At 72.1% G+C, this 26,077-nt stretch carries 21 protein-coding genes and 3 pseudogenes; 13 read left to right on the top strand and 11 right to left on the bottom strand.

Annotated elements, in window-relative coordinates; all coding sequences use genetic code 11:
• The first annotated feature begins 212 nt into the window (after positions 1-212).
• Positions 213-4,319 (top strand): molybdopterin-dependent oxidoreductase, encoded by a 4,107-nt coding sequence (locus tag ACZ4O3_RS36785; protein WP_467726590.1) that lies wholly within the window; start codon positions 213-215, stop codon positions 4,317-4,319.
• Between the two features lie 43 nt (positions 4,320-4,362).
• On the opposite strand, the pseudogene ACZ4O3_RS36780 reads toward ACZ4O3_RS36785, so the two are convergent.
• Both ACZ4O3_RS36780 and ACZ4O3_RS36775 read right to left on the bottom strand, forming a co-directional pair.
• Positions 4,363-4,509: pseudogene (locus tag ACZ4O3_RS36780) on the bottom strand (helix-turn-helix domain-containing protein); the annotation flags it as partial.
• A gap of 12 nt (positions 4,510-4,521) precedes the next feature.
• Positions 4,522-5,378, bottom strand: a pseudogene (locus ACZ4O3_RS36775) (alpha/beta hydrolase).
• Between the two features lie 166 nt (positions 5,379-5,544).
• Between ACZ4O3_RS36775 and ACZ4O3_RS36770 the strand changes: the two are divergent.
• Positions 5,545-6,426: an LLM class F420-dependent oxidoreductase gene (locus tag ACZ4O3_RS36770; RefSeq protein ID WP_467726513.1), complete on the top strand. Its 882-nt coding sequence runs from the start codon at positions 5,545-5,547 to the stop codon at positions 6,424-6,426.
• Between the two features lie 57 nt (positions 6,427-6,483).
• On the opposite strand, the gene ACZ4O3_RS36765 is transcribed toward ACZ4O3_RS36770, so the two are convergent.
• A complete protein-coding gene (locus ACZ4O3_RS36765) occupies positions 6,484-7,041 on the bottom strand; it encodes an NADPH-dependent FMN reductase (protein ID WP_362717950.1) in 558 nt (185 codons plus the stop codon).
• Between the two features lie 102 nt (positions 7,042-7,143).
• On the opposite strand from ACZ4O3_RS36765, the gene ACZ4O3_RS36760 reads away from it, so the two are divergent.
• Positions 7,144-7,824, top strand: coding sequence for a TetR/AcrR family transcriptional regulator (locus ACZ4O3_RS36760; RefSeq protein ID WP_362717947.1), 681 nt, complete (start codon positions 7,144-7,146; stop codon positions 7,822-7,824).
• On the opposite strand, the gene ACZ4O3_RS36755 is transcribed toward ACZ4O3_RS36760, so the two are convergent.
• Together ACZ4O3_RS36755 and ACZ4O3_RS36750 are read right to left on the bottom strand one after the other, a co-directional pair.
• Complete coding sequence (locus ACZ4O3_RS36755; protein WP_467726511.1) at positions 7,799-8,965, bottom strand: FAD-dependent oxidoreductase; 1,167 nt, start codon at positions 8,963-8,965, stop codon at positions 7,799-7,801. The genes ACZ4O3_RS36760 and ACZ4O3_RS36755 overlap by 26 nt on opposite strands.
• A gap of 9 nt (positions 8,966-8,974) precedes the next feature.
• Positions 8,975-9,646, bottom strand: coding sequence for a TetR/AcrR family transcriptional regulator (locus tag ACZ4O3_RS36750; RefSeq protein ID WP_362717941.1), 672 nt, complete (start codon positions 9,644-9,646; stop codon positions 8,975-8,977).
• Positions 9,647-9,809: 163 nt separating this feature from the next.
• On the opposite strand from ACZ4O3_RS36750, the gene ACZ4O3_RS36745 reads away from it, so the two are divergent.
• Positions 9,810-10,856: a LacI family DNA-binding transcriptional regulator gene (locus tag ACZ4O3_RS36745; protein WP_467726588.1), complete on the top strand. Its 1,047-nt coding sequence runs from the start codon at positions 9,810-9,812 to the stop codon at positions 10,854-10,856.
• Between the two features lie 121 nt (positions 10,857-10,977).
• Entirely contained in the window at positions 10,978-12,414 is a 1,437-nt protein-coding gene (locus ACZ4O3_RS36740; protein ID WP_362717937.1) for an aldehyde dehydrogenase family protein, read from the top strand.
• Between the two features lie 182 nt (positions 12,415-12,596).
• On the opposite strand, the gene trxA is transcribed toward ACZ4O3_RS36740, so the two are convergent.
• Complete coding sequence (gene trxA, locus ACZ4O3_RS36735; RefSeq protein WP_467726510.1) at positions 12,597-12,980, bottom strand: thioredoxin; 384 nt, start codon at positions 12,978-12,980, stop codon at positions 12,597-12,599.
• A 134-nt stretch (positions 12,981-13,114) separates the two neighbouring features.
• Between trxA and ACZ4O3_RS36730 the strand changes: the two genes are divergently transcribed.
• Positions 13,115-14,542: a dihydrolipoyl dehydrogenase family protein gene (locus tag ACZ4O3_RS36730; protein ID WP_467726509.1), complete on the top strand. Its 1,428-nt coding sequence runs from the start codon at positions 13,115-13,117 to the stop codon at positions 14,540-14,542.
• Positions 14,543-14,568: 26 nt separating this feature from the next.
• On the opposite strand, the gene ACZ4O3_RS36725 is transcribed toward ACZ4O3_RS36730, so the two are convergent.
• Positions 14,569-15,213 (bottom strand): peptide deformylase, encoded by a 645-nt coding sequence (locus tag ACZ4O3_RS36725; RefSeq protein WP_467726508.1) that lies wholly within the window; start codon positions 15,211-15,213, stop codon positions 14,569-14,571.
• Positions 15,214-15,239: 26 nt separating this feature from the next.
• Here ACZ4O3_RS36725 and ACZ4O3_RS36720 point away from each other — a divergent pair.
• The 3 genes and pseudogenes from ACZ4O3_RS36720 to ACZ4O3_RS36710 all read left to right on the top strand — a co-directional run bounded on the left by ACZ4O3_RS36720 (position 15,240) and on the right by ACZ4O3_RS36710 (position 18,071).
• Positions 15,240-16,690, top strand: a pseudogene (locus ACZ4O3_RS36720) (PepSY-associated TM helix domain-containing protein).
• Positions 16,691-16,727: 37 nt separating this feature from the next.
• On the top strand, positions 16,728-17,144 hold the full coding sequence (locus tag ACZ4O3_RS36715; protein WP_467726506.1) for a BlaI/MecI/CopY family transcriptional regulator: 417 nt from the start codon (positions 16,728-16,730) through the stop codon (positions 17,142-17,144).
• A 6-nt stretch (positions 17,145-17,150) separates the two neighbouring features.
• Positions 17,151-18,071: a M56 family metallopeptidase gene (locus ACZ4O3_RS36710; protein WP_467726504.1), complete on the top strand. Its 921-nt coding sequence runs from the start codon at positions 17,151-17,153 to the stop codon at positions 18,069-18,071.
• 75 nt (positions 18,072-18,146) lie between these two features.
• Here ACZ4O3_RS36710 and ACZ4O3_RS36705 read toward each other — a convergent pair whose 3' ends face one another.
• A complete protein-coding gene (locus ACZ4O3_RS36705; protein ID WP_362732193.1) occupies positions 18,147-18,494 on the bottom strand; it encodes a tetratricopeptide repeat protein in 348 nt (115 codons plus the stop codon).
• A gap of 217 nt (positions 18,495-18,711) precedes the next feature.
• On the opposite strand from ACZ4O3_RS36705, the gene ACZ4O3_RS36700 reads away from it, so the two are divergent.
• On the top strand, positions 18,712-19,566 hold the full coding sequence (locus ACZ4O3_RS36700; protein ID WP_384996551.1) for a chitosanase: 855 nt from the start codon (positions 18,712-18,714) through the stop codon (positions 19,564-19,566).
• Positions 19,567-19,641: 75 nt separating this feature from the next.
• Here the strand turns inward: ACZ4O3_RS36700 and ACZ4O3_RS36695 are convergent, their stop codons facing one another.
• The 3 genes from ACZ4O3_RS36695 to ACZ4O3_RS36685 are packed head-to-tail and all read right to left on the bottom strand — an operon-like array spanning position 19,642 to position 21,615.
• Positions 19,642-20,448, bottom strand: a complete 807-nt coding sequence (locus tag ACZ4O3_RS36695) for an SAM-dependent methyltransferase (protein WP_467726502.1) — start codon at positions 20,446-20,448, stop codon at positions 19,642-19,644.
• Positions 20,449-20,482: 34 nt separating this feature from the next.
• Positions 20,483-20,743, bottom strand: a complete 261-nt coding sequence (locus ACZ4O3_RS36690; protein WP_362724022.1) for a DUF397 domain-containing protein — start codon at positions 20,741-20,743, stop codon at positions 20,483-20,485.
• Positions 20,740-21,615 (bottom strand): helix-turn-helix domain-containing protein, encoded by an 876-nt coding sequence (locus ACZ4O3_RS36685; protein WP_362724024.1) that lies wholly within the window; start codon positions 21,613-21,615, stop codon positions 20,740-20,742. The genes ACZ4O3_RS36690 and ACZ4O3_RS36685 overlap by 4 nt, the downstream gene beginning before the upstream one ends.
• Before the next feature lie 233 nt (positions 21,616-21,848).
• Here ACZ4O3_RS36685 and ACZ4O3_RS36680 point away from each other — a divergent pair, with 233 nt between their 5' ends.
• From ACZ4O3_RS36680 to ACZ4O3_RS36670, 3 genes are all read left to right on the top strand, one after another.
• On the top strand, positions 21,849-22,289 hold the full coding sequence (locus ACZ4O3_RS36680) for an ATP-binding protein (protein ID WP_467726500.1): 441 nt from the start codon (positions 21,849-21,851) through the stop codon (positions 22,287-22,289).
• A gap of 499 nt (positions 22,290-22,788) precedes the next feature.
• Complete coding sequence (locus tag ACZ4O3_RS36675; protein ID WP_362724029.1) at positions 22,789-23,037, top strand: hypothetical protein; 249 nt, start codon at positions 22,789-22,791, stop codon at positions 23,035-23,037.
• Between the two features lie 458 nt (positions 23,038-23,495).
• A complete protein-coding gene (locus tag ACZ4O3_RS36670; protein ID WP_467726498.1) occupies positions 23,496-26,072 on the top strand; it encodes a Pls/PosA family non-ribosomal peptide synthetase in 2,577 nt (858 codons plus the stop codon).
• The last annotated feature ends 5 nt before the right edge of the window (positions 26,073-26,077 follow it).

Genomic DNA, 26,077 nt, shown 5'->3' with positions numbered 1-26,077 from the left:
CACGGCCGCCCCCATCCTCCACCAGGCCCCGGTACCGCGCATTCCGGGGCATACCATGACAAATAATACCCGCCTGCTCACATCGCCGGGTGCCGGTCTGTGCGGCGGCCTTAACCCCCGTTGATCAGGAGCGGTGACGCCGGCGTAATCACCGGTGCCTACGGTCGGGGGCCGGAGAACAGAAGCCGACCAGCAGGAACAGGGGGGTGACCGTGGCCGCGCCGGACTCGCGCAGTACCGACACCGGCACGGTGCGGACGGTCTGCTCGTACTGCGGGGTCGGCTGCGGCCTGGTCCTGGACATCGGCAGCGGCCCGGACGGCCGACGTACCGTCCTCAATGCCTCCGGCGACAAGGAGCACCCGGCGAACTTCGGGCGGCTGTGCACCAAGGGTGCCACCACCGCCGACCTGCTCGCCGCGCCCGGCCGGCTGACCACCGCCCTGCTGCGGCCGGCCCGGGGCGAGGAGGCCGTCCCCACGGCCGTGGACACGGCGGTCGCCGAGACCGCGCGACGGCTGCGCGCGGTCGTCGACGAGCACGGCCCCGACGCGGTCGCCCTCTACGTCTCCGGCCAGCTGAGCCTGGAGGCCCAGTACCTGGCGAACAAGCTCACCAAGGGCTTTGTGCGCACCAACAACATCGAGTCCAACTCCCGGCTGTGCATGGCCAGCGCGGCCACCGGCTACAAGCTCTCCCTCGGCGCCGACGGCCCGCCCGGCTCCTACGAGGACCTCGACCGCGCCGACGTCTTCCTGGTCATCGGCGCCAACATGGCCGACTGCCACCCCATCCTCTTCCTGCGCCTGATGGACCGGGTGAAGGCGGGCGCGAAGCTGATCGTCGTCGACCCGCGCCGTACCGCCACCGCCGCGAAGGCCGACCTCTTCCTCCAGGTCAAGCAGGGCACCGACCTCGCCCTGCTCAACGGCCTGCTCCACCTGTTGCACGAGAACGGGCACACCGATCCCGGGTTCATCGCCGCCCACACCGAAGGCTGGGAGGCGATGCCCGACTTCCTGGCCGGCTACCCGCCCGCCGCCGTCGCCGCGATCACCGGCGTCCCCGAGGCCGACCTGCGCGCGGCCGCGCGGCTGATCGGTGAGGCGGGGGAGTGGACCAGCTGCTGGACCATGGGCCTCAACCAGTCCACCCACGGCACCTGGAACACCAACGCCCTGGTCAACCTGCACCTGGCCACCGGCAGGATCTGCCGCCCCGGCAGCGGGCCGTTCTCCCTCACCGGCCAGCCCAACGCCATGGGCGGCCGCGAGATGGGGTACATGGGCCCCGGGCTGCCCGGCCAGCGGTCGGTCCTGGTGGACGCCGACCGCGCCTTCGTCGAGGACGTGTGGGGACTGGAGCCCGGCACGATCCGCGCCGACGGCGTCGGCAAGGGCACGGTCGAGATGTTCCGGAAGATGGCCGACGGCGAGATCAAGGCCTGCTGGATCATCTGCACCAACCCGGTCGCCTCCGTCGGCAACCGGCGGACCGTCATCGAGGGCCTGGAGGCCGCCGAGTTCGTCGTCACCCAGGACGTCTTCACCGACACCGAGACCAACGCCTACGCCGACGTCGTCCTGCCCGCCGCCCTGTGGACCGAGGCCGAAGGTGTCCTGATCAACAGCGAGCGCAACCTCACCCTCGCCCGTCCCGCCGCCGACCCGCCCGGCGAGGCCACCGCCGACTGGCAGCTGATCGCCGCGGTCGCCCGCGCGATGGGCTTCGGGGACGGCTTCCGCTACGACAGCGCGGAGCAGATCTTCGAGGAGATCAAACGCTTCCACAACCCGGCGACCGGCTACGACCTGCGCGGAGTCAGCTACGACCGGCTGCGGGCCACGCCGGTGCAGTGGCCCGCGGCCGCCGCCGACGGTCCCGACCGCAACCCGGTCCGGTACGTCGGCCCCGACGGCACCCTCGCCTTCGCCACGCCCTCCGGCCGCGCCGTCTTCCACGCCCGGCCGCATCTGGACCCCGCCGAGATGCCCGACGACGACTACCCGTTCGTCCTCAACACCGGCCGCCTCCAGCACCAGTGGCACACCCTCACCAAGACCGCGAAGGTCGCCAGGCTCAACAGGCTGAACCCCGGTCCGTTCGTCGAGGTCCACCCCGAGGACGCCGCCGCGCTCGGCCTCGCCGACGGCGACTCCGTCGAGGTCGCCTCCCGGCGCGGCCGGGCGGTGCTGCCGGCCGTCGTCACCGACCGGGTGCTGCCCGGCTCCTGCTTCGCGCCCTTCCACTGGAACGACCTGTTCGGCGAGTACCTCAGCGTCAACGCGGTGACCGGCGACGCGGTCGACCCGCTGTCCTTCCAGCCCGAGCTGAAGGTGTGCGCGGTGTCGCTGACCAAGGTGTCCACCCCGGTGAGCGTGCGGGTGCCCGGATTCGAGGAGACGCCGGCCGTCGTCGCCGCGCCCACCGGCGTGCCGCCCTCCGCCGCCGCCTTCGGTCTCGACCCCGCCCCGCCGCCGGCCCTCACCGCGTCCGAACGGCAGTACCTGATCGGCTTCCTCGCCGGCATCCCGGCCGGTGCCCCCGGCGTCCCCGTCCTGCCGCCGGACGCGCCGTTCAGCCCCGACCACGCCCTGTGGGTCAACGGCACCCTCGCCGGCATGTACTCCCGGTCCGCCACGACCACGGTGACGGCCGCCGAACCGGCGACGAGCCGCCAGGTCGTCATCCTGTGGGCCTCGCAGACCGGCAACGCCGAGGACTTCGCCGCCACCACCGCCGAACGCCTCGCCGCGAGCGGCCACCCGGCCTCCCTGGTCGCCATGGACCAGACCGACCCGGCCGACCTCCCCGTCGGCGCCGACCTGCTGCTGATCACCAGCACCTTCGGCGACGGCGACGCCCCCGACAACGGCACCGGCTTCTGGGACGGCCTCGCCGGCCTCGACCCCGGAGGCCTCACCGGCCGCCGGTACGCCGTACTGGCCTTCGGGGACTCCCAGTACGCCGACTTCTGCGGCCACGGGCGGCGCCTGGACGGCCGTATGGACGAACTCGGCGCGGTCCGGCTCGCCCCGCGCACCGACTGCGAACCGGACTACGAGACGCAGGCGCAGGCCTGGCTGGACCAGGTGCTCACGGCTCTCGAGGACGAGGCCGCGGCCGCCTTTGGGCCGGCTGCCGCGATCGCCTCAGTGGCGGCTCCCGTGCCCGCTGCCGCGCCGGCCAGGTCCCGGCGGCCCGCCCCCACCACCGCCCGGCTGGTCGGCAACCGGCTGCTCAGCCTGCCCGGTGCCGGCAAGGAGGTCCGCCGGTTCAGCTTCGACACCCGCGACAGCCGGACCCCGCTGGTCTACGAGGCGGGCGACGCGCTCGCGGTCCACCCCCTCAACTCCCCCGGCCTGGTGGCGGAATGGCTGACCGTGACCGGTCTCGACGGGACGACCGGCGTGCCCGTCGACGGGGTCGGGGAAGTACCCCTGGCCGAAGCCCTCTCCCGGTACCTCGACATCACCCGGATCACCCCGGACCTGCTCCGTTTCGCCACCGAACGCACCCGCGACCCGCGCGAACTGCGCAAGCTGCTGCGCCCCGACAACAAGGACGAGCTGGCCAAGTGGTGCTGGGGACGCCAGGCGGTCGACGTCGCCGCCGAGTTCGGGATCCGTGCCGACGCCGGGGAGTGGGCGGGCGTCCTCGGCAGGCTGCAACCGCGCCTGTACTCGATATCGTCCAGCCCGCTCACCGACCCCGACCTGGTCTCCACCACCGTCTCCGTCGTACGTTACGAGAACCTGCACGGCAGGCCCCGGCAGGGCGTCTGCTCCCCGTTCCTCGCGGACGCCGGACCGGGCACGCCCGTCCCGGTGCACGTCCGGCGCTCCCCGCACTTCCGCCCGCCCGCCGACCCGGCGACGCCCATGGTGATGGTCGGCCCCGGCACCGGCGTGGCGCCGTTCGTCGGCTTCCTGGAGGAGCGCCGCGCTCGCGGCCATCGCGCCCCCAACTGGCTGTTCTTCGGCGAACAGCACCGGGCCACCGACTTCTACTACGAGCAGGAGCTGACCGACCTGCTCACCGGCGGGACCCTGAGCCGCCTCGACACCGCCTTCTCCCGCGACCAGCGGGCCAAGGTCTACGTCCAGGACCGGATGCGTGAACACGGCCCGCTGCTGTGGTCCTGGCTCCAGGACGGCGCCCACTTCTACGTCTGCGGTGACGCCTCCCGGATGGCCAAGGACGTCGACCGCGCCCTCAAGGACATCGCCGCCCTGCACGGCGGACTGAGCGAGGCCGAGGCGACCGCATACGTCAAACAGCTCGCCGCGGACCGGCGTTACGTGCGTGACGTCTACTGAACACGTCCACTGATCAGGTCCACTGATTACGCCCGCTCACTGGTCACATCTGCTGATCTTCCGGCAGCTGCTGCATCATGAGCGCCAGTTGGAGCCGAAGTCGGACCTGCGGGGTGCGCACCGACCGGCCCAGCAGATGCTCAGCGTGCGTCAACCGGTCCTGGAACGTGGAGTGATGCACGCCGACCTCCCCCCGGCGTGCTCAGCCCCCCGGCAGGCGCCGTAGGCAGTTCAGGTGGGCCGCTCTTGCCGACCGGGACAGGGCGGCCTGCGGGGCGAAGCCGTCGAAACCGTGGAAGCCGCCGGGCCAGACGTGGAGTTCGGCGGTGCCGCCCGACTGCCAGATGCGGGAGGCGTAGGCGACGGTCTCGTCGCGGAAGGTCTCGTCGGGGCCGCCGCGGGCCCTGGCCGAGGAGCGCGGTCCAGCCGGTCTCGTTGGCCGTGCGGTCCCAGACGCCGAGGCCCTTCATCTGATGGCCGGACGGGGTGTCGTTGCGGTCGTCCAGCATCGGGCACATCAGCATCTGGCCGATCACAGACCGCCCTCACGGTTCATCAGGAGAGGGGCCGGCGCCGCGATCACGATCCGCTCGGGGTCGTCGCCGATCTCCCGCGCGTGCTCCGCCGTCCACAGCAGCCCGGTGTACACGTCCTCGACCGGCGCCGGATGCGGATGCGGATGCTCGGGCGCCAGCCGGTACTCGACCGACACCACCACCGCGCCCAGTTCCTCCGCCCAGGCCGGCGGGACGTCGACGCCCAACCGGTTGCCGCCGTTCACCATGCCGCCGCCGTGCACGTGGTAGACCACCGGCAGTGGCGCGGACACCGCGGGCGCGGTGGGCCGGCAGATCAGCGGGGAGATCCCGGGGTCGCCCGCCGGGCCGGGCACCGCGCGGTCCGCCGCCTCGAACGCGCCGTCCATGGGCAGGTCCACCTCGGCGAGCAGCCGGGTCCCCGCGCTCTGCCGGACGGTGGCGATGTCGTCCGGGGTGACTCCCTGATCAGCTCCAGGGTGGCGGAGAGTTCGGGGTCGAACGGGGGCGGCGGGGAGGTCATGGCGGCTCCTCGCGGCGGTGGTGAACGGAACTGCTCGCAGTACCGTGATCCGCGCGCCCCGTCGGGGCCCGGGGCCGCCGTCCCGGCCACCGCCTTGACTTCGAGAGCGCTCGAAGTTCTAGCGTCGGACGGACAGCACACGATCCGGGCGGAACGGAGAACGGCCATGCGCGTGGGCGTGCACATCAACCGGTTCAACCATCCTGGCGGCAGCCCCGCACTGGGCGCCGAACTCGCCGCCGCCGGTGCCGCGGCCGAGGCGGCGGGCGTCAGCTGGGTCTCGGTGATGGACCACTACTTCCAGATGGAGTTCAACGGCGGCGCCGAGGACGCCATGCTGGAGGCCTACACCACCCTCGGCTTCCTCGCCGGCCGTACCTCCACCGTCCAGCTGGGCGCCCTGGTGACCGGAGTGACCTACCGTCACCCCGGACTTCTCGCCAAGATCGCCACGACCCTGGACGTGGTGTCCGGCGGCCGGGCCACGCTGGGCATCGGGGCCGCCTGGTACGACCGTGAGCACCATGGTCTCGGCGTGCCGTACCCGCCGCTCGCGGAGCGCTTCGAGCGGCTGGAGGAGACCCTGAGGATCTGCCTGCAGATGTGGGACCCCAAGGACGACGGGCCCTTCGAGGGCAAGCACTACCGGCTCGCCGAGACGCTCTGTGTTCCGGCGCCGGTCAGCTCGCCGCACCCGGAGATCATGATCGGCGGCGGGGGAGAGAAGAAGACCCTGCGTCTGGTCGCCCAGTACGCGGACGCCTGCAACCTGATCCCCTCCTCGCCGGAGGAGCTGCGGCACAAGCTGGAGGTGCTGCGCGGGCACTGCGACACCGTCGGGCGCGACTACGAGACCATCCGCAAGACCATCGCCTACACCGGGGACGCGGCCACCGACGGAGACCTGGACGCCTTCACCCGGGACATCGAGGGGTACGCCGGGCTCGGCCTCGACACCGTGATCGTCGGCCCGCGCCTGGGGGAGACCTCGGGGTGGATGGAGACCTTCGTGGCCCCGGCCGTCGAGCGGCTCGCCGCGATCGACTGAGACGCCGAGGGGCCGGGGCTCATCGGGCCCCGGCCCCTGTGTCACCCGGGTGGTGCCTCAGGCGGCGACGCCCACGTTGCCGTGCAGACGCGCGACGACCTCGGTCAGCTGGGCGGCGACCTCGGTGTCGTCGGCCGGGTGGGTCTCCGCGAAGCGGGTCACCGAGCCGGGGATCGACAGCTTGATTTCCTCGATCACCTTGCCGCCGGCGATGCCCACGGCCTTGCGGGCCTCGTCCTGCGCCCACACGCCGCCGTACTGGCCGAAGGCGGTGCCGATGACGGCCACCGGCTTGCCGCCGAAGCCGCTGGCGCCGTACGGGCGGGACAGCCAGTCGATGGCGTTCTTCAGGACGGCCGGGATGGTGCCGTTGTACTCGGGGGAGAAGAGCAGGAACGCGTCGGCGGCCTGAGCGGCCTCGCGCAGCTTCGCGGCGGCGGCCGGGACGTTGCCCGCGACGTCGATGTCCTCGTTGTAGAACGGGATGTCGGCCAGGCCCTCGAAGAGCTCGACCACGGCACCCTCGGGGGCGAGCTTGACGGCCGCCTCGGCGAGCTGGCGGTTGTGCGAACCGGCGCGAAGGCTGCCGACGAGCGCAAGGATGCGGACAGACATGGGGGAACTCCAAGGGGGGTGAAACACTGCCGTTACGAATACGGACCGGGGTCCGGTTAATTTCTAACACCTCAAACGGACCGCGGTCCAGTTCTGTTCCTTATGCTTTACGCTGTCTTCATGTCCAGCGTCCTGCCTCCCTTCCCGCAGCCCCAGGAGCCCTTCGACGCGCCCCAGTTGCTCGAGGTGGGGCCGGCCCCCGAAGAGCTGTGCCTGCGCGCCGACGCGGCGCGCAACCGCGCCCGGCTGCTGGAGGCCGCTGCCCGGCTGATCGCCGAGCACGGCGTGGCCGGCGTCACCATGGAGGCGGTCGCCGCGGCGGCCGAGGTGGGCAAGGGCACGGTCTTCCGCCGCTTCGGAGACCGCACCGGGCTGCTGATGGCGCTGCTCGACCACTCCTCGCGCCAGCTCCAGGCGGACTTCCTGGGCGGCCCGCCGCCTCTTGGCCCCGGCGCCCCGCCGGTCGAGCGGCTGCGCGCGTTCGGCGTCGCGGTGCTGTACCGCGCCTCCGAGCAGCTCGACCTCCAGCTGGCCGCCCAGCCCGAGCCCACCCGGCGCTACGCCAATCCCCCGATGCAGGCGCTGCGCACGCACGTCACGATGCTGCTGCGGCGGATCCAGCCGGAGGCCGACTGCGAACTGCTCGCCCACACGCTGCTGGCCTATCTCGACCCGGCCCTGGTCCACCATCTGACCAGGCAGTGCGGGATGACGATGGAGCGCCTGGAGGCCGGCTGGATCGACCTGGTCGCCCGCGTCACACGGACGGCGTCGCCTCGCTGACGTCCGGCCCGTGGGCGGTGAACATGTCGACCAGGCCCTGCGGGGCGTCGGCCCGGAACAGCAGGTCCCCGCTCGCCGCCGACTCGGCCGCCGACGTCTCGGCGCGTGCGAACATCCGCTCCTCGTAGGCGGCCAGGGCGGCCTCGGTGTCGCCGGGGTGCGCGACCAGCGCGAGGCCCAGGTCGCAGCCGTCGATCAGCGCCAGATTGGCGCCCTCGCCGGCGAACGGCGACATCAGATGGGCCGCGTCGCCGAGCAGGGTGACGCCGGGCACCCGGTCCCAGCGGTGGCCGACCGGCAGGGCGTGGATCCGTCGGGGCACCAGGGCGCCCTCCGCGTCGGCGACCAGCGCCCGCAGGCTCTTGTCCCAGCCGTCGAAGCGCTCCAGGACGGCCCGCTTGGCCGCCCCGGTGTCGGTGAAGTCGATCCCGTCCAGCCACTCCTCGGACGCCTTGACCGCCGTGTACACGTGCAGACTGCCGTCGCTCTCCCGGTGGGCGAGGAAGCCCCGGCCCGCGCCGAGCGCGAACAGCATGCCGCCGCCGATCACCTCGGCGCTGACCGGATGCCGTACGTCCGCGTCCGGCAGGTCCGTCTCCACGAACGAGACCCCGGTGTACGCGGGTGAGGCGTCCGAGAGCAGCGCGCGCACGCGTGACCAGGCGCCGTCCGCGCCGACCAGCAGATCGGTCGTGAAGGAGCCGCCGTCCGCCAGGGACACCTCGTGCCGGCCGTCGCCGAGCGGACGCGCGCCGGTGACCTTCGCGCCCCAGCGGATCACGCCCTCGGCCAGCGAGCCGACCAGCAGCCGGCGCAGGTCGCCCCGGTCGATCTCGGGCCGCCCGCCGGTGCCGTCGTCGGGCGATTCGAGGCGGACCCGGGCGTCCTTGTCCAGCACCCGCACCGACTGGCCGCCGGCGTGCACCTGGGCGAGGAACTGCTCGTGCAGTCCGGCCGCGCGCAGCGCCGCCTGGCCGGAGTCGTCGTGGATGTCGAGCATGCCGCCCTGGGTGCGGGCGGCGTCCGAGGCGTCGAGGTCGAAGACGGCGGCCTCGACGCCGTGCACCTGAAGCACCCGGGCGAGGGTGAGCCCGCCGAGACCGGCGCCGATGACGGCTATGGGGTGGTGGGGAGTCGGCATGGTGGTCTCCTAGTCGCGAGGTTCGGGTACGGCGGTACGTTCGATGCCGCTGATCAGGGCCTGGAAGGCCCAGGAGGCGCGGTCCCCGGGTGCCCCCGACAGGAGCAGCCCGGACGCGGCGGCGATGTGCGGGTGGGTCCGTTGCGAGACCTTGCCGAGCGCGTCGCCGAGCGCGTCCCAGTCCCCCCGGGACTCCCCTCCCGCGTGCTCGGCGGCGGTCGCGGTGGCGCGCTGCAGCAGCAGGTCGACACCCCAGGCGGCCCGCTCGCGCGGTACTCCTCCCTCGTCGAGCAGGCCCAGCAGGTTCTCGATCAGGTCCAGGTAGTGCGGGCCGCTCGGCCAGGCGGTCAGCGCGGAGCGCGCGAGGCTCGGATGCTCCAGGAGCATCTGCGTGTACGCGATGAGCACCCGCTCCAGCCGCTGCCGCCAGTCCCCTTCCGCCGGAGCCGGGGGCAGGGTGCCGAGCAGCTCGTCCAGGACCGCCGCGTGCAGCTCCGCGGTGTTGCGGACGTAGACGTACAGCGAGGCCGGGCCCGTGTCGAGTTCCTGGGCGAGGCGCCGCATGGTGACCTTCTGCAGTCCCTCGGTGCGCAGGATCTCGACGGCGACGCCGACGATGCCCTGTCTGCTCAGGGCGGGCTTGGCGGGACGCTCGCGGCGGGAGCGGGGGGTGGCTGGCATGCGCCCACGGTAACGAACATGTTCGTCAAGAACAAGTTCGACACGAACATGTTCGTCGAGGCCTGGGTGCGGCGGACGCTGTGGCGCGGGACCCGCGGGCCCGAATGCTCCAAGGGTGAACCACCTTGACCCGCCGGAACTGCCTCCCCGGCGCTCTGCCAAGATGCCGTACGTCATGGTGCAGATACCGAATACGCCCTCGGCAGCGTCGCCGACTCCGCGCTCGGTCCCCACGAGCGCAGATGTGGCAAGTCTGGCCGGCGTCTCCCGTGCGACCGTCTCCTACGTCCTCAACAACACCAGTGCCGTACGGATCAGCGAGCCCACCCGCCGCCGGGTCCACGAGGCCGCGAAGGAGCTCGGGTACGTCCCGCACGCGGCCGCCCGCAGCCTGCGCGCCGGTCACAGCCGGATGGTCCTGATGCCCGCCCCGGCCATCGCGATGGGCCCGCTGTACGGCCAGTTCATCACCGACCTCCAGTGGGCCCTCAGTCGCCTCGACTACACGGTCGTCCAGTACGGAACCGCGGGCCTGCGCGGGGACGAAGCCGCCCGCGCCTGGGCCGAGTTGAGGCCGGTGGCCGTGCTGGTCCCGGGCGCCGGACTCGGTACCGAGAGTGTCGCCGTCCTCAAGCGGGCCGGTGCCCGCGCCGTGGTCACGCTCGGCCCCGAGCGGGTCGACGGGGCGCACGCCCTGCTGATGGACCATGAAGCCGTCGGCCGCTGCGCCGGTGCCCACCTGTACGCCCGCGGCCGGCGCCGCGTCGGTGTGGTCGTCCCCGAGGAGGCGGGTCTGGAGACCTACTCCAGGCCCCGTCTCCAAGGCGTCCGCCGGGCCCTGTACGGCACCGACGCCACCGTGACCGAGCTGTCCCTCGGCTACACGGAGGAGTCGGCCGCCGGACTCGCCGCCCGGTGGACGGAGTTGGGGATCGACTCGGTGTTCGCGTACAACGACGAGTACGCGATGCTGGTCATGCGCGCCCTCCAGGACGAGGGCGTGCGCATCCCCGAGGACACCGCCGTGGTGGGCGCCGACGACCTGATGCTCGGCCGGCTGCTGCGGCCCCGGCTCTCCACGGTCCACATCGAGCTGCCCTCCGGCCGTGATCTCGCCGAACTGGTCGACCGCGTGGTGCGCGACCCGGGCGGCGCACCGGAGACGCACGAGGTGCTCGGTGCCTCGGTGGTACGGCGCGAGTCCAGCTGATGCCTCACCCTGGTCGGGGCGGTGCTTTTCCGGGCCCCCTGACTAGGATGTTGCGCGCTCAACAAAACGGCTCGCGGGCGCCGTGGGCCGTGCAACCCCGGTGATCGATCGGAGAGCCGTCATGTCGCTGCTCGACCCGAAGACCTGGCAGGCGAGCGCCCTGTCCGGCCCCCAGTACGCCGTCACCGAGCCCGCCACCGGTGATACGCTCGGCACCGTCACCCTGGCCGCCCCCGCGGACGTCTCCCCGGCCGCCGCGGCCGCGCGGGCCGCGCAGCGCGAGTGGGCCCGCGCACCCCACTTCGTGCGGGCCCAAGTCCTGCGCCGTGCGGGCGACCTGTTCGCGGAGCACGCCGAGGAACTGCGCGAGTGGATCGTCCGCGAGTCGGGCTCCGTACCCGGCAAGGCGGATTTCGAACTGCATGTCGCCGCCCAGGAGTGCTACGAGGCCGCCGCCCTCGCCTCCCGCCCTGCGGGCCAGGTGCTGCCCAGCGAGGCCCCCCGGCTGTCCTACACCCGCCGGGTCCCGGTCGGTGCGGTCGGGGTGATCGCGCCGTTCAACGCGCCGCTGATCCTGTCCATCCGGTCGGTGGCGCCCGCCCTCGCGCTGGGCAACGGGGTGGTCCTGAAGCCGGATCCGCGCACCGCCGTCTGCGGTGGGCTGTCCCTCGCCGCCGTCTTCGCCGAGGCCGGGCTGCCCGAAGGGCTGCTGCAGGTGCTGCCCGGCGCCGCCGACGTCGGCGCGGCGCTGGTCGAGGATCCGCTGATACCGGTGATCTCGTTCACCGGATCGACGGCGGCCGGCCGCGCGGTCGGCGAGGCCGCGGGCCGCCGCCTGAAGCGTGCCCACCTCGAACTCGGCGGCAATTCCGCCCTGATCGTCCTGGAGGACGCCGACCTCGACGCGGTGATCTCCACCGCCGCGTGGGGATCCTTCTTCCACCAGGGCCAGATCTGCATGACCACCGGACGGCACCTGGTCCACAGCTCCCTGGCCGAGGAGTACGTCGAACGCCTCGCGGCCAAGGCCGACTCCCTCGCCGTCGGTGACCCGCACCGCGCGCAGGTCCACCTCGGTCCGATCATCGACGACGCTCAACTCGCCAAGATCCACGGCCTGGTGGAGGCGAGCACCGCCCAAGGCGCGAGACTCGCCGCCGGCGGCACCCATGAGGACCTCTTCTACCGGCCCACCGTCATCGCCGGCGTCGGCGACCGCACGCCCGCCTACGCCGAGGAGGTCTTCGGGCCGGTTGCGCCCGTCCGATCCTTCGCCGACCTCGAGGAGGCCGCCGCCCTCGCGGCCGACAGCTCCTACGGCCTGTCCCTCGGCATCGTCACCCGGGACGCGGCGCGCGGCCTGGACCTCGCCGAGCGCATCCCGACCGGCATCGTCCACATCAACGACCAGACCGTGAACGACGAGGCCGTGGCCCCCTTCGGCGGGGTCGCCGCTTCCGGCACCGGGGCGAGGTTCGGCGGCGAGTCCAACCTGGACGCGTTCACGGACGTGCGCTGGACGACCGTACGCGGGGACGTGGCGCCGTACCCCTTCTGAGGCGAGCCAGGCCGAGCGGGCCCGAACAGGGCCCGATCCAGAACAGGGCCCGATCCAGAACAGGGCCCGATCTAGATGGACGGCTCTCCATACATCCCAAAGCCAATAGCCGCAGTTAGAGAGTCTAACTGCGGTTATTGGGTATTTCTCGGACGACGGTGTGCCGGCCCCGCGTCAAGCCGTCACTCGGCCTGCGCGCTGTCCTGCTGCTGCGCCGCGACGCTCTTGCGCACCTCGTCCATGTCCAGCTTGCGGGCCTGGCCGATGACGTCCGTCAGAGCGGCCTCCGGGAGGGCGCCGGGCTGGGCGAAGACGGCCACCTGGTCACGGACGATCATCAGGGTCGGGATCGACTGGATGTTGAAGGCCGCGGCCAGCTCCGGCTGTGCCTCGGTGTCGACCTTGGCGAAGACCAGATCCGGGTTGGCCTGCGCGGCCTTCTCGTAGACCGGGGCGAACATCCGGCACGGGCCGCACCACGCCGCCCAGAAGTCGATGAGAACGAACTCGTTCTCGCTGACCGTCTGGTCGAAGTTCTCCTTGGTGAGTTCCACGGTGCTGCTCATGCGTGTTTCCCTCTTCCTGACGTGGGGGGCGCCCCGCTCCGGGACGAGCCGTCCGCACAACACGTCCGACCGGGTGGGTATTCCGGGCCCCTACCCGTGTGGCCTCGGCGCACGCCACCCGGGAGACTGACCCCATGACGGAAACGGAATCCATCGCTTACGACGTCGTGGTGCTAGGGGCCGGGCCCGTGGGGGAGAACGTCGCCGACCGCACCCGTGCGGCCGGCCTCTCCACCGCGGTCGTGGAGAGCGAACTCGTCGGCGGCGAATGCTCGTACTGGGCGTGCATGCCCAGCAAGGCCCTGCTGCGCCCGCTCATCGTCCAGGCCGACGCCCGCCGCCTGCCCGGTCTCAGCCAGGCGGTCCAGGGCCCGCTCGACACCCCGGCGGTCCTCGCCCGGCGCAACTACTTCACCTCGAACTGGAAGGACGACGGCCAGGTCGCCTGGCTGGACGGCATCAGCGCCGACCTGTACCGCGGTCACGGGCGGCTCGCCGGGCCCCGCACGGTCACGGTGACCGGCGCCGACGGCACCGTCACCACCCTCACCGCCCGGCACGCGGTCGCCGTCGCCACCGGCACCCGCGCCCAGCTGCCGGGCCTGCCGGGACTCGCCGAGGTCAGGCCGTGGACCAGCCGTGAGGCCACCAGCGCCCAGCAGGCACCCGGCCGGCTGATCGTCGTCGGCGGCGGTGTCGTCGCCACCGAGATGGCCACCGCCTGGCAGGCCCTCGGCTCCCGGGTCACCCTGCTGGTCCGCGGCAAGGGCCTGCTCAACCGCATGGAGCCGTTCGCCGGCGAACTCGTCGGCGAGGCGCTCAAGGAGGCCGGCGTCGACGTCCGTACCGGCACCTCGGTCGTGTCGGTGACCCGGGAGAACGGCACGGTCGTGGCCGTGACCGACGCCGGTGACCGCATCGAGGCCGACGAGATCCTCTTCGCCACCGGGCGCATCCCGCACACCGACGACATCGGCCTGGACACCGTCGGCCTGGAACCGGGCTCCTGGCTCACCGCCGACGACACCCTGCTGGTCGAGGGCACCGACTGGCTCTACGCGGTCGGGGACGTCAACCACCGGGCGCTCCTCACCCACGAGGGCAAGTACCAGGCGCGGATCGCGGGCGACACCATCGCCGCCCGGGCCTCGGGAACGCCCGTGCTGGACGGCCCCTGGGGCGCGCACGCGGCCACCGCCGACCACCACGCCGTACCGCAGGTCGTCTTCACCGACCCGGAGGCGGCGGCGGTCGGTCTCTCCCTCGCCGAGGCGGAACAGGCCGGGCACCGGGTGCGGGCCGTCGACGTCGAGTTCTCCTCGGTCGCCGGGGCGGGGCTGTACGGCGACGGCTACAAGGGCCGCGCCCGGATGGTCGTGGACCTGGAGGCGGAGATCCTGCGCGGGGTCACCTTCGTCGGGCCGGGCGTGGGCGAGCTGATCCACTCGGCGACGGTCGCCGTCGCCGGCCAGGTGCCGGTCAGCCGGCTGTGGCATGCGGTGCCGTCGTATCCGACCTTGAGCGAGGTGTGGCTGCGCTTGCTGGAGGCCTACCGGGGGTGAGGCCCCTGCGGGGAGCGTGGGCCTGATCAGGGCAGCCTGAAGCCCAGCTCCGCCGCCGCCGTCGCCGGGGTCGGCTCGGCCCAGCGTTCCGCGGCCGTCTCCGTCGACGACAGCGAACGCAGCTCCGCACGGTCCAGGTAGAGCGTGCCGTCGAGGTGGTCGGTCTCGTGCTGGACGATCCGGGCCGGCCATCCCGTGAACACCTCGTCGACCGCGTGGCCGTGCTCGTCCTGGCCGCGCAGTCGCACCTGGGCGTGCCGGGCCACCACCGCCTGGTAGCCCGGCACGCTCAGGCAGCCCTCGAAGAAGGCGGCACGGGTGCCGCCGACGGGCTCGTAGACCGGGTTGACCAGGACACGGAACGGCTGCGGGACCCGGCCGCGGACGACGGCGACCTCCTCGGGTACCGGCGCCGGGTCCTCGATCACCGCGATCCGCAGTCCGATGCCGACCTGGGGCGCGGCCAGGCCCACGCCCGGTGCCGCGCGCATGGTCTCGCGCAGCGCCCCGACGAACCGGGCCAGCAGCTCGGGGCCCAACTGGCCGTCGTACGGCTCGGTTCCGCGGCGCAGTACCGGGTCGCCGGCCGCGACGATGGGCAACGGGCGGCCGGTGGCGAGGAGTTCCTCGACCCGCTCGGCAAGGGATGCGCGATCACTGGGGGATGCCATCGCGCCAGCATGCCATGACGGCGAATGTGACGCAGGTCACTTTACCTGCCGGGAGCTCCGCTCCGACACCCTCCGACTACCGGACCGTCACCGCTCCCGTACGAGTCCCCGGAGAAGCCCCCGACGGCCATCGCCCCCTCGAACTCCCCCCGTCCCGGCTCCGCCCGCCCTGGAGGACCCCCCTCGGACGAGGTCCCGGAACCGGCCCTCCCGGCCGCGCCCCGAGCCGCTGGGCACCGCTGCGTCCGCCGGTCCCGCGCCTGCACTTCTACGCCGGCGTCCTGGTCGCCCCCCTTCCTGCTCACCGCCGCCGCCACCGGCCTGCTGTACGCCTGTCCCTTCCCGGCCGGGAAGCTGGTGTACGCCCACGAGCTGACCGTCCCGGCGGCCGGGTCAAAGCCGCCGGTGCCGGATCAGGCCGCCGCCGCGCGCCAGGCCCATCCCGAGGGCACCGTCTCCCCGATACGGCCCGCCCCGGAAGCCGGCGCGGCCAGCAGGGTCCTGCTGTCGGGCGTGAAGGGCGTCGGCGCGGACCACACCCTCGCCGTGTTCGTCGGCCCCTCCACCGGGAAGGTGCTCGGCGCGCTCGAACAGTACGGCTCCACCGGCGCGCTGCCGCCGCGCACCCGGATCGACGAACTCCACCGTGATCTGCACCTCGGCGACACCGGCCGGCTCTACAGCGAACTCGCCGCGAGCCGGCTGTGGGTGATCGCGGGCGGCGGCCTGGTCCTGTGGTTCTCGCGACGGCGGGCGCTGCGCAACCCACGTACGCCGGTGCCCACGTCGACGAGCTGCGCACCTCGTTCGGCCAGGCCACCGCGTCCGTCTCGGCGGCCCCGAGCGGCGGCGGACACGCCGGGCACGACATGGCGTCGACGACCGGCGGCGGCGCCGACCACGGGGCGGACCTGGACAAGGTGCTCACCGCCGCCCGCGCCGAGGGCCTCGGCAACCCCGTCGAGATCGTCCCGCCGGCCGACGCGAACAGCGCCTACGTCGTCCGGCAGGTGCAGCGCAGCCGGCCCGAGAGGCAGGACGCCGTCGCGTCGACCCGGCCACCGGCGAGGTGACCGACGTCCTGCGGTTCGCCGACCATCCGCTGCTCGCCGAACTGACCCGGTGGGGCATCGACCCGCACACCGGCGTCCTCTTCGGGATCGTCAACCAGCTCGCCCCGGCACTGCTCGCGCTCTGCCTGATCCTTTGGGGCTACCGCAGGTGGTGGCAGCGCGGCCGCGGCTCTGCCTTCGGCCGGCCGGTCCCGTGCGGCGCCTGGGCGGACGTCCCGCCGTACCTGCTCGTCCCGGCGATGGCGGTGACCGCGGTGGTCGGCTGCTTCGCCCCCCGCTCGGGATCCCGCTCGCCCTGTTCATCGTCCGCCCTGTTCATCGTCGTGGACATCGCGCTCGGCGAGATCGCGCATCGCGCACTGCCGCGGGCGGCGGACGTACGGGGGCAGGGCGGCGTGAAGTAGCGTGGTCGGACACGCCGACGCCGGAGGGAGACGGGATATGGCGCGGGCCCGGCGCGGTCAGGGGGAGCTGGAGGGCCAGGTGCTCGGCGCGCTGCGCGAGGCCGGCGGTCCCGTCACCGCCGCGTGGGTGCAGGAGCGGCTCGGCGGCGACCTCGCCTACACCACCGTGGTGACCATCCTGACCCGGCTGCTCGCCAAGGACGTCGTCGCCCGTGAGCGGCAGGGCCGTGCCTTCCTGTGGACGCCGACCGCCGACGTGGCCCGGCTCGCCGCCCTGCGGATGCGCCGGCTCCTCGACGGGGAACGGGACCGCGAGGCCGTCCTGGCGAGCTTCGTCACCGCGCTGCCGCCCGGCGACGAGCAGGTGCTCCGGGCGCTCCTGGAGGCCGCGGGACCGGGCCGGGTGAACGGTCGGAACACCTCGCCCAGCGACCCCGGCGGTACGGAAGACTGACCGCCCATGGGGGTCTTCGTCTTCCTTCCGCTGGTCCTTCCGCTGACCGCCTGGCCGGTCGCCAGGCTGGCCGAGGGACGGCTGCATCCGCGCACCGCCACCCGGCTGCTCACCGCGGTGGCCGTGGTGATGGCCGTGTGCAGCACGCTCTGCCTGGCCCTGCTGATGGTGGTCGGCACGGCCCAGCTCCCCGGCAACCCCCTCCCGGACGCCTGGTCCGACCCGGAGGTACGGGCCGCCGTGCCGCAGGACGAGATCGCCGGCCGCGCCGCCATCCCCGCGCTCGGCGTGGTCGCCGTACTGTGCGGGCGCACTCTCCACCGGCACCGCCGGGTCACCCGGCTGGCCCGGCGCGCGCTGACCGGAGTGCCCGGCCGGGAGGTGGCCGTGCTGCCCGACCCCACCCCCTACGCCTACGCGCTGCCCGGCCGGATCGTGGTCACCACCGCGCTCCTGGAGGGGCTGGCCCCCGGTGAGCGCCGGGCCCTGTTCGCCCACGAACGCGCCCATGTCGGCGCCCGGCACCACCGCTGCCTGCTCGCCGTGCACCTGGCGGCCCGAGCCAACCCCTTCCTGCGGCCCCTGCGCACCGCGGTCGCCTTCACCGCCGAGCGCTGGGCGGACGAGGCGGCGGCCCGAGCGGTGGGGGACCGGCGCACGGTCGCCCGGGCCATCGGCAGGGCGGCGCTGCTGTCGCGGGGCACCCCGGCCCCCACCCTGGCCGCGCTGGCCGCCACCGGACCGGTGCCCCGCCGGGTCGCCGCGCTGCTCGGTCCCGCCCCGTCGGCCGGTGGCTGGCCGTCGGCGTTCACCGGGGCCGGCCTGGCCGTCTGGGGCGCGGCGGCGGGCACCGTCGTGTCCGCGATGTCCTCGGCGAACTCGGCGGTCACCCTCTTCCTGGTCCTGCGCACGGCCACACCCCTCTGACGGCACGGACCGGGTCGCGGGCAGCGAGGAAAGGGCCCCGGGAAGACCCGGGGCCCCTCTCCTGGCCGTTGTCCACTACTCCTGCGGGAAGTCGCCCGCCAGCGCCGAGGCGAGACGCAGGTGCGGCTCCGCCTCCTCGTGCCGGGCCTGCCGCTGGAGCGTGCGGCCCAGCATCAGCCGGGCGTAGTGCTCCACCGGGTCACGCTCGACGATCTCGCGCAACTCGACCTCGGCACGCCGCAGTTGGGCGGAGTGGTAGTAGGCGCGCGCCAGCAGCAGCCGGGGCCCGGTCTGCTCCGGCACCTCCTCGACCAGCCCGGCGAGCACCCGCGCGGCGCCCGCGTAGTCCTTGGCGTCGAAGAACAGCCGGGCGCGGTCCCAGCGCTCGGTGAGAGTCCCCTGGTCGTAGTACGTGGTGTCCACTCGTGACCTCCTTCGACGCCGTCAACCGGCCAGAGTTGTTGAATATTCCACTACTGGACCGGCCTGCCGTCCCGGCTGCCGGGGTCGTGGTCCGTACCTGTCTTGTCCGACCCTACGAATTTTCTGCGTGACGGGTACACATCACCGGCAGGCTCTGATAGGAAACCTTCCTAATAGTGGATCCCCAGTCCACCCCCCACCACCACCTGGAGCCCACGTGAGGCATCCGAACACCCCCGCGACGACCCCCGCCCTGACGTCCCGGCGCACCCTGCTCGCCCTGCTCGGCGCGTCCGCCGCCGGCGCCGTACTGCTGCGTCCCGCACACGCCTCGGCCGCCCCGGCCGGCACGGCCGCGAGCTGTGTGGGCCTCGACGACGCGGCGAAGAAGGAGATCGCCATGAAGCTGGTGTCGAGCGCGGAGAACTCCTCGCTCGACTGGAAGGCGCAGTACAAGTACATCGAGGACATCGGCGACGGCCGCGGCTACACCGCCGGGATCATCGGATTCTGCTCCGGCACCGGCGACATGCTCGACCTCGTCCAGCTCTACACCGACCGCAAGCCCGGCAACGTCCTCGCCAAGTACCTCCCGGCGCTGCGCCGGGTCAACGGCACCGACTCGCACTCCGGCCTCGACCCGAACTTCCCCGCGGACTGGCGCAAGGCCGCCCAGGACACCGCCTTCCAGCAGGCGCAGAACGACGAGCGCGACCGGGTGTACTTCAACCCGGCCGTGCAGCAGGGCAAGACGGACGGGCTCGGCACGCTCGGGCAGTTCGCCTACTACGACGCCATCGTCATGCACGGCGACGGCGACGACGCCACCAGCTTCCGCAACATACGCAAGCGCGCCCTCGGCCAGGCCAAGCCGCCGGCGCAGGGCGGCAACGAGACCACGTACCTCAACGCCTTCCTCGACGCGCGCGTGTGGGCCATGAAGCAGGAGGAGGCGCACAGCGACACCACCCGGGTCGACACCGAGCAGCGGGTCTTCCTGAACAAGGGCAACCTGTGCCTGAACACCCCGCTGGACTGGAAGGTGTACGGGGACAGCTACCACATCGGCTGACCCTCCCCGGGCTGTCGTACCGCCGAGTCCCCGCGCGGTACGACAGCCCGAAGGCGGATCCCCCCACGGCGGCCGTTACGGCTTGATGCCCACCCCGGTCCACAGGCTGACCTCCGCGTCGGTGGCGCCCGGCTCCTGGTCCGGGCGCCAGCGGTGGCCCACGGACACGCCGGGGTCGAGCAGTTCCAGCCCTTCGAAGAACCGCGCCACGTCCGCCCGTGAGCGGAACTGCACCGGGGTCCCGGCGTTGTTGTAGATGTCGGTGACCTTCTGCCAGGTGTCCGGGGCGAAGTCGGGCGTGCAGTGGCTCAGGGCGAGCGCGCTGCCCGAGGGAAGCACGTCGAGCAGCCGGCTGACGATGCCGTACGGGTCCTGCGCGTCCGTCACGAAGTGCATCAGGGCGTTGAGCGACAGTGCCACCGGCTGGCGGAGGTCCAGGACCTCCGCCAGTTCGGGGGCGTCCAGCAGCGTCTGCGGGTCGTTGACGTCCGCCTCGATGTAGGTGGTACGGCCCTGCGTCGTGCTGCGCATCAGACGCTCGGCGTACTTGAGCACCAGCGGGTCGCTGTCGGCGTACACCACCCGGGCCTCGGGGACCACGGACTGGGCCACCTGGTGCAGGTTCGGCTCGGTGGGGATGCCGGTGCCGATGTCCAGCCACTGCCTGATGCCGTGCTCGCGGGCGAGAACGCGGGTGGCCCGGTGCATGAAGGCGCGGTTCTCCCGCGCGCACACGAAGATGCCCGGGTAGGCGGACGCCACGGTCTCGGCGGCGTGGGTGTCCACCTCGAAGTGGTCCTTGCCGCCCAGGTAGTAGTTGTACATGCGGGCGGAGTGGGGCCTGCTGGTGTCGATGTCCCGGGCCGTGGGGGAGTTGGTCATCCTGAACCTTTCAGAGGAGGAGGGTGGGGGAGGGTCAGCCAGTGGTGAGGTGGTCGGCGAGGCCCCGTTTGACCCCCGCGACGAACGCGGTGATCTCCTCCGGGGTGTAGATCAGGGCGGGGCCGGCCGGATCGGTCGACTGCCGCAACGCGACCCGGCCGTCGGCGAGTTGCTTCGTCTGTACGCACTGGCCTCCGTTGGGGCCGCTCCAGGGTGACTCCCAGCCCTGCTCGCCGAGGTCCGAGGCGGGCATGCCGTTGTACACGTCATGGGCACTGCCGTCGCTGATGGTCATGCGTACTCCTTGCGCATGCGGTCCAGGAGCGCCCTGCTCTGCGCGTCGGAGGTCAGCAGGGACATGCGGTTGTGCGCCTCCAGATGGGCGACGACGTCGGACCGCTGATCCAGGTACATCGCGCCGGAGAGGATCTCGCTGTACACGACGTCGGGAAGCTCGGGCTCCTCGAAACGGAAGTAGGTGAACGGGGCGCACGCGCCCACATGGGCACCGGCGGTGAACGGCACGACGTCGACGCTGACGTGCTCCAGCTCCGTGACCTCCAGAAGCCGTTCGATCTGCCCCCGCATCACCTGGGGGCCACCGACGACCCGGTGCAGCACGGCCTCCTCCATGACCACCCACAGGGTGGGCGCCTCGGGCCGCTCCAGCAGGGACTGACGGCGCAGCCGGAGGTCCACCCGCCGTTCCAGTTCCTCGTCGCCGTCGTTCGGGAAGCCGCCGCTCAGCACCGCACGCGCGTACTCGCGGGTCTGAAGGAGCCCCGTGGCGTAGTGCGGCTCGTAGGTGCGCAGGGTCGTGGCACCGGTCTCCAGGCTCACGTAGGCGCTGAACCAGGAGGGCAGCACGTCACGGTAGGTGTGCCACCAGCCGGGCTCGTTGGCCCGCTCGGCGAAGGCGACGAACTCCTCGGTCTCCTGCCGGTCGGCACCATAGGTCTCGAGGAGTTTCTCCACGTAGAGAGGCTTGAGTGCCACCTCCGCCTTCTCCAGGCGGCGGATGGTCAGGGGAGCGACCCGCAGCGCCCGCGCCGCCTCGTCCAGTGACACGCCCGCTTCCTGGCGCCGTTCCTGGAGCCTGCGGCCCAGGATCATGCGCAGCACGGTGGGCGCACTGGCGCTGCTCGCGTTCGACCGGCCTTCGCTCACGCCCTACCTCCTGAAGGAACGTCACCGGTACGAGTTTGACAGGCACTTGACGAAGCGACCACACCGACACCGGCAGTCTGAAATTATCAGGGAGTCGGTTGCAGGGTGAAGCCGACTGCGAGCATAGTTACTTGAGCAATCGCGGTTCGCTCACGGGCAACTCGCTCCTCCCGCGCGGACGTTGCCCAGTTCTGCCTGCTTCCCGCCGCAGCCGCCTCACGGAAGGCAACCACGTGTCCCCCCACGCGACCTCACCGCTCGACCTGTTAGACGTCGTCGACCCCGATCGGGCGCACTGGATCGAGCTGCCCTCGCACCGCTCCAGCGTCAGAGTCGCCCGCCGCTCCATGAGAGAGCGTCTGGGGGCATGGGGAATGCCCGGCGAGCTGTGCGAGGACGCGGTGCTGCTGGTGTCCGAGCTGGTCACCAACGCCATCCGTCACACGTTCAGCGTCCGCATCCTGTGTGGCATGGGCATGATCGCCGAAGGATGTGTGCGGCTGGAGGTGCACGACCACGACTACTCGCGGCAGGGTCTGCTCCGGCGTGAGCCCGGCCCGGACGACGAGGGCGGCAGGGGGCTGCTCCTCGTCGAGGAACTCGCCGACTCCTGGGGCGTCGACCGGTCCCGGCTCACCAGCGGCCACGCCGTGTGGGCCACACTGACGCCCTGACGCAGGCGCCGGGCACCCGGGACTGAGGGGGACGGTCCTGGTGTGCTGGACGGGTGAGCGGGGGACTCGCCCGATCCGGCTCCGTGGTGATCCGCGGGGCCGGCGCCGGCCCCGGTGAGCACGCTCGCCCTAATTGGGGGAGGGTGGCCGTGCTCACCGGGGCACTTCCGCGCCGGAATCGGCACGCGGCCGCGGGGGGTCGTTCCCCGGGCTCACCGGCCGTTCCGCACCTGTGTGAGGTCCGCGGTCCCGCGGGGGTAACGGGGCCGGGCCGGCGAGCCCCGGCGGAGCGTCGCCCGAATCTTCCGGAGGGAGCAGTCGAGGCGGGCCGGATGCGTCGGGTCGGGTTCCGCTCCTGTCCCTCCGCCTTTCGGGCGGTCTCGGCCGTCCGCCGATTTCCGGGCCTCATCGCGGCCCGAGCCGGAAAAAGGGCACGTCGGGCGCGGTCACGGGCCGCGACGACGTGGCGGCGACGCGCATCGCCAGCGGACCGGCCCGCATGACCTGGCTCGGTACGGGGCATTCGGCAGTCATGAAAGACGCGCCTGTGGTGGTGCAGCCGCCGGGCCCCGACGGTGGCAGGCGGGTGACCATCCGCGGAGAGTATGTCGGCACCGCGTATCACCTGCTCGATGTCGTCGAGTTCCTGCGCCGGGCCGGGCTGCCCGAGGCCAATACGACGGTCGACGACCCGGATCTGATCGAGTGGCGCGGCATGGGTCCGAAGGCCTGGACCGCCGCCGGCTGATCCGGCCGCGGCCCACCGGGTCGAGGCCCGCCCAGGACCGTGGCCCGGACCGCCGACATGCCCGGACGCCGTCACCGACGTGCCGGACGCCCTCACCGAGGTGCCCGCACACCGTCACCGACGTGCCCGCACACCGTCACCGATGTGCCCGGACGCCGTTGCCGCGACCGGCTCGGCGACGAGGCCTGGCGTCACTCCCGGAGGCCGGGCGATTCCCTCGCGTGACGACGTCCGGGCCACCCCTCTACCGGTCCGGTCCCGGAGCGCTGCCGGTTGGGGGACCGCCATGTGGGTGAACCAGTCCCTGCCCGTCCCGGCCTGAATCCCGGGATGCGGCCCGACTCGGCCCTCTTCCCGAGTCGTTGAACCCATGGCAAAAGTGGCAGACGTAGATCGCTCTGGACAAACTGAATCCGCCGGTTCGTGATCAGGAACATCCACGTTCTCCAGGAGATCGCATGGTGGAACAGTCCTCCGAGGTCGTTTCGGAGCCGGGTGAATCCGTCGTCGCGCTGAGCGGCACCGGCCATCGGGGGGAGGAGACGGAGCGGCGGCTCGCAAGGGCACTGGCTGATCTCCTGGACGCCGAGAGCGTTCCGGTCGACGGCCACTTCTTCACCGACCTGGGTGCCAACTCCCTCGTCATGGCCCAGTTCTGCGCGCGAATACGCAAGACCGCCGATCTGCCCTCCCCGTCCATGAAGGACATCTACCAGCACCCCACGATCCGGAGTCTGGCCACTGCGCTGGGGGATCCCGCCCCCGCCGGTCCGGCGGACGCACCGTCCCCGACGGCGCCCCCGCCTCAGGCTCCGGGGCCGCGCGCGAGACGGCGCACCCACCTGTTCTGCGGAACCGTCCAACTGCTGGTCTTCCTGGGCTACTCGCTGGTCTACGGATTCGCCACCGCGGCGGGGTACGAGTGGGTCGCCGACGGCGCGAGCCTGATCGACGTCTACGTGCGGTCGGTCCTGTTCGGCGGCATCGCCTTCGTGGCGCTGTGTGCCTTCCCGATCGCCGCGAAATGGCTGCTCGTCGGCCGCTGGCGACCCGACGAGTTCCCCGTCTGGGGCCTGGCGTACGTGCGCTTCTGGCTCGTCAAGGTGCTGATCCACGCCAACCCGATGATCCTCCTCGCCGGAACCCCGCTGTACGTGCTGTATCTGCGCGCCCTCGGCGCACGGATCGGCAGGGGGGTCACGATCCTCACCCGCACCGTCCCGGTCTGCACCGACCTCCTGACGGTCGGCGCGGACACGGTGATCCGCAAGGACGCGTTCCTCCTCTGCTACCGGGCCCACGCCGGACACATCCAGACCGGCCCGATCACCCTCGGCGCAAACGTCCTGGTCGGCGAGAAGACCGTCCTGGACATCGACACCGCCCTGGGCGACGGCGCTCAGCTCGGCCACTCGTCCGCCCTGTACCGCGGGCAGTCGATTCCGGCCGGCGAGCACTGGCACGGATCCCCCGCGGAACCCACCGGGGTCGACTACGCCAGGGTCGCACCGGCCCGCTGCGGTACCCTGCGCCGCGCCTGGTTCGGCCTGGGCACGCTGACGCAGCTGTTCGTCGTGTACATACCGCTGCTGGTCGGCGGGGTGTACATGCTCTTCACCGGGGTACCGGCGATCGGCAAACGACTCGACCCGCAGTCGGTGGCGCTCAGCCCCTCGGAACTGGTCCCCGACGCCCTCGTGCTCTCCGGCGTCCTGTTCTTCGGGTTCGTGATCCTCGGGCTGCTGGTCCTTTGCACCGTGCCGCGACTGGTGGGCCTGGTCCTCAAGCCCGACAAGGTCTATCCGCTCTACGGATTCCACTACGTGCTGCAACGCTTCACGGCCCGCATGACGAACATCAAGTTCTTCACCTGGCTCTTCGGCGACAGCTCGTACATCGTCCACTACCTCCGCGGCATCGGATACGACCTGTCACGCGTCGAGCAGACCGGCTCGAACTTCGGCACGGAAGTGCAGCACGAGTCGCCCCTGCTGGTCACCATCGGCAGCGGAACGATGATCGCCGACGGACTCTCCGTCGTCAACGCCGACTTCTCCAGCACCTCCTTCCGGCTGTCCAGGGTCGCCATCGGGCCCCGCAACTTCCTGGGCAACAACATCGCCTATCCGGTGGGGGGCAGGACGGGCGCGAACTGCCTGCTGGCGACGAAGGTGATGGTTCCCCTCGACGGCGAACTCAGGGAAGGCGTGGGCCTCCTCGGCTCACCGTGCTTCGAGATCCCCCGCACGGTGGACCGCGACACCCGGTTCGACCACCTCAGGACCGGCGACACACTCCGCCGCCGGCTCGCCGCGAAGAACCGGTACAACCTCCGCTCCATGGCGGGCATGCTGCTCGTGCGCTGGCTGCACACCTTCGCGCTCACCCTGTTCGGCCTGGCCTCCGTGGACCTGTACGGCATGCTCGGACAGGTGGTGATCGGCGGATACCTGGCCTTCAGCCTCGTCTTCACCACCGCGTACTTCGTCCTGGTGGAGCGCTTGATCGGGAGGTTCCGGGCACTGCGCCCCCGGCTGTGCTCCATCTACGACCCGTACTTCTGGTGGCACGAGCGGCTGTGGAAGGTCCCCGACCAGTACCTCAACATCTTCAACGGCACCCCGTTCAAGACCCTGGTCTGGAGGCTGCTGGGTGTCCGCATCGGCAGCATGGTCTTCGACGACGGCGTCTACATGACCGAGCGGACGCTCAGCACCATCGGCGACGAGTGCACCCTCAACGCCGGCAGCAAGGTCCAGTGCCACTCGCAGGAGGACGGCACCTTCAAGTCCGACGTCACCACCCTCGGTGCGGGCTGCACCCTCGGCGTCGGCGCGCATGTGCACTACGGCGTGACCATGGGCGACGGCTCGGTGCTGGCGCCCGACTCCTTCCTCATGAAGGGCGAGGAGGTCCCGGCGCACGCCCAGTGGGGCGGCAATCCCGCGGTGGACATGCCGGAGAGCGGCGGCCGGACCGGCGCCACAGGACGGACCACGTCAGCAGCCAACGCCAGCACGGCGAACCTGAGTTGAGGAAG

The organism is Streptomyces sp. NPDC026515 (assembly GCF_055567595.1).
The sequence above is the reverse complement of the archived record's forward strand: the minus strand, read 5'-3'. Positions and strand labels throughout refer to the sequence as shown.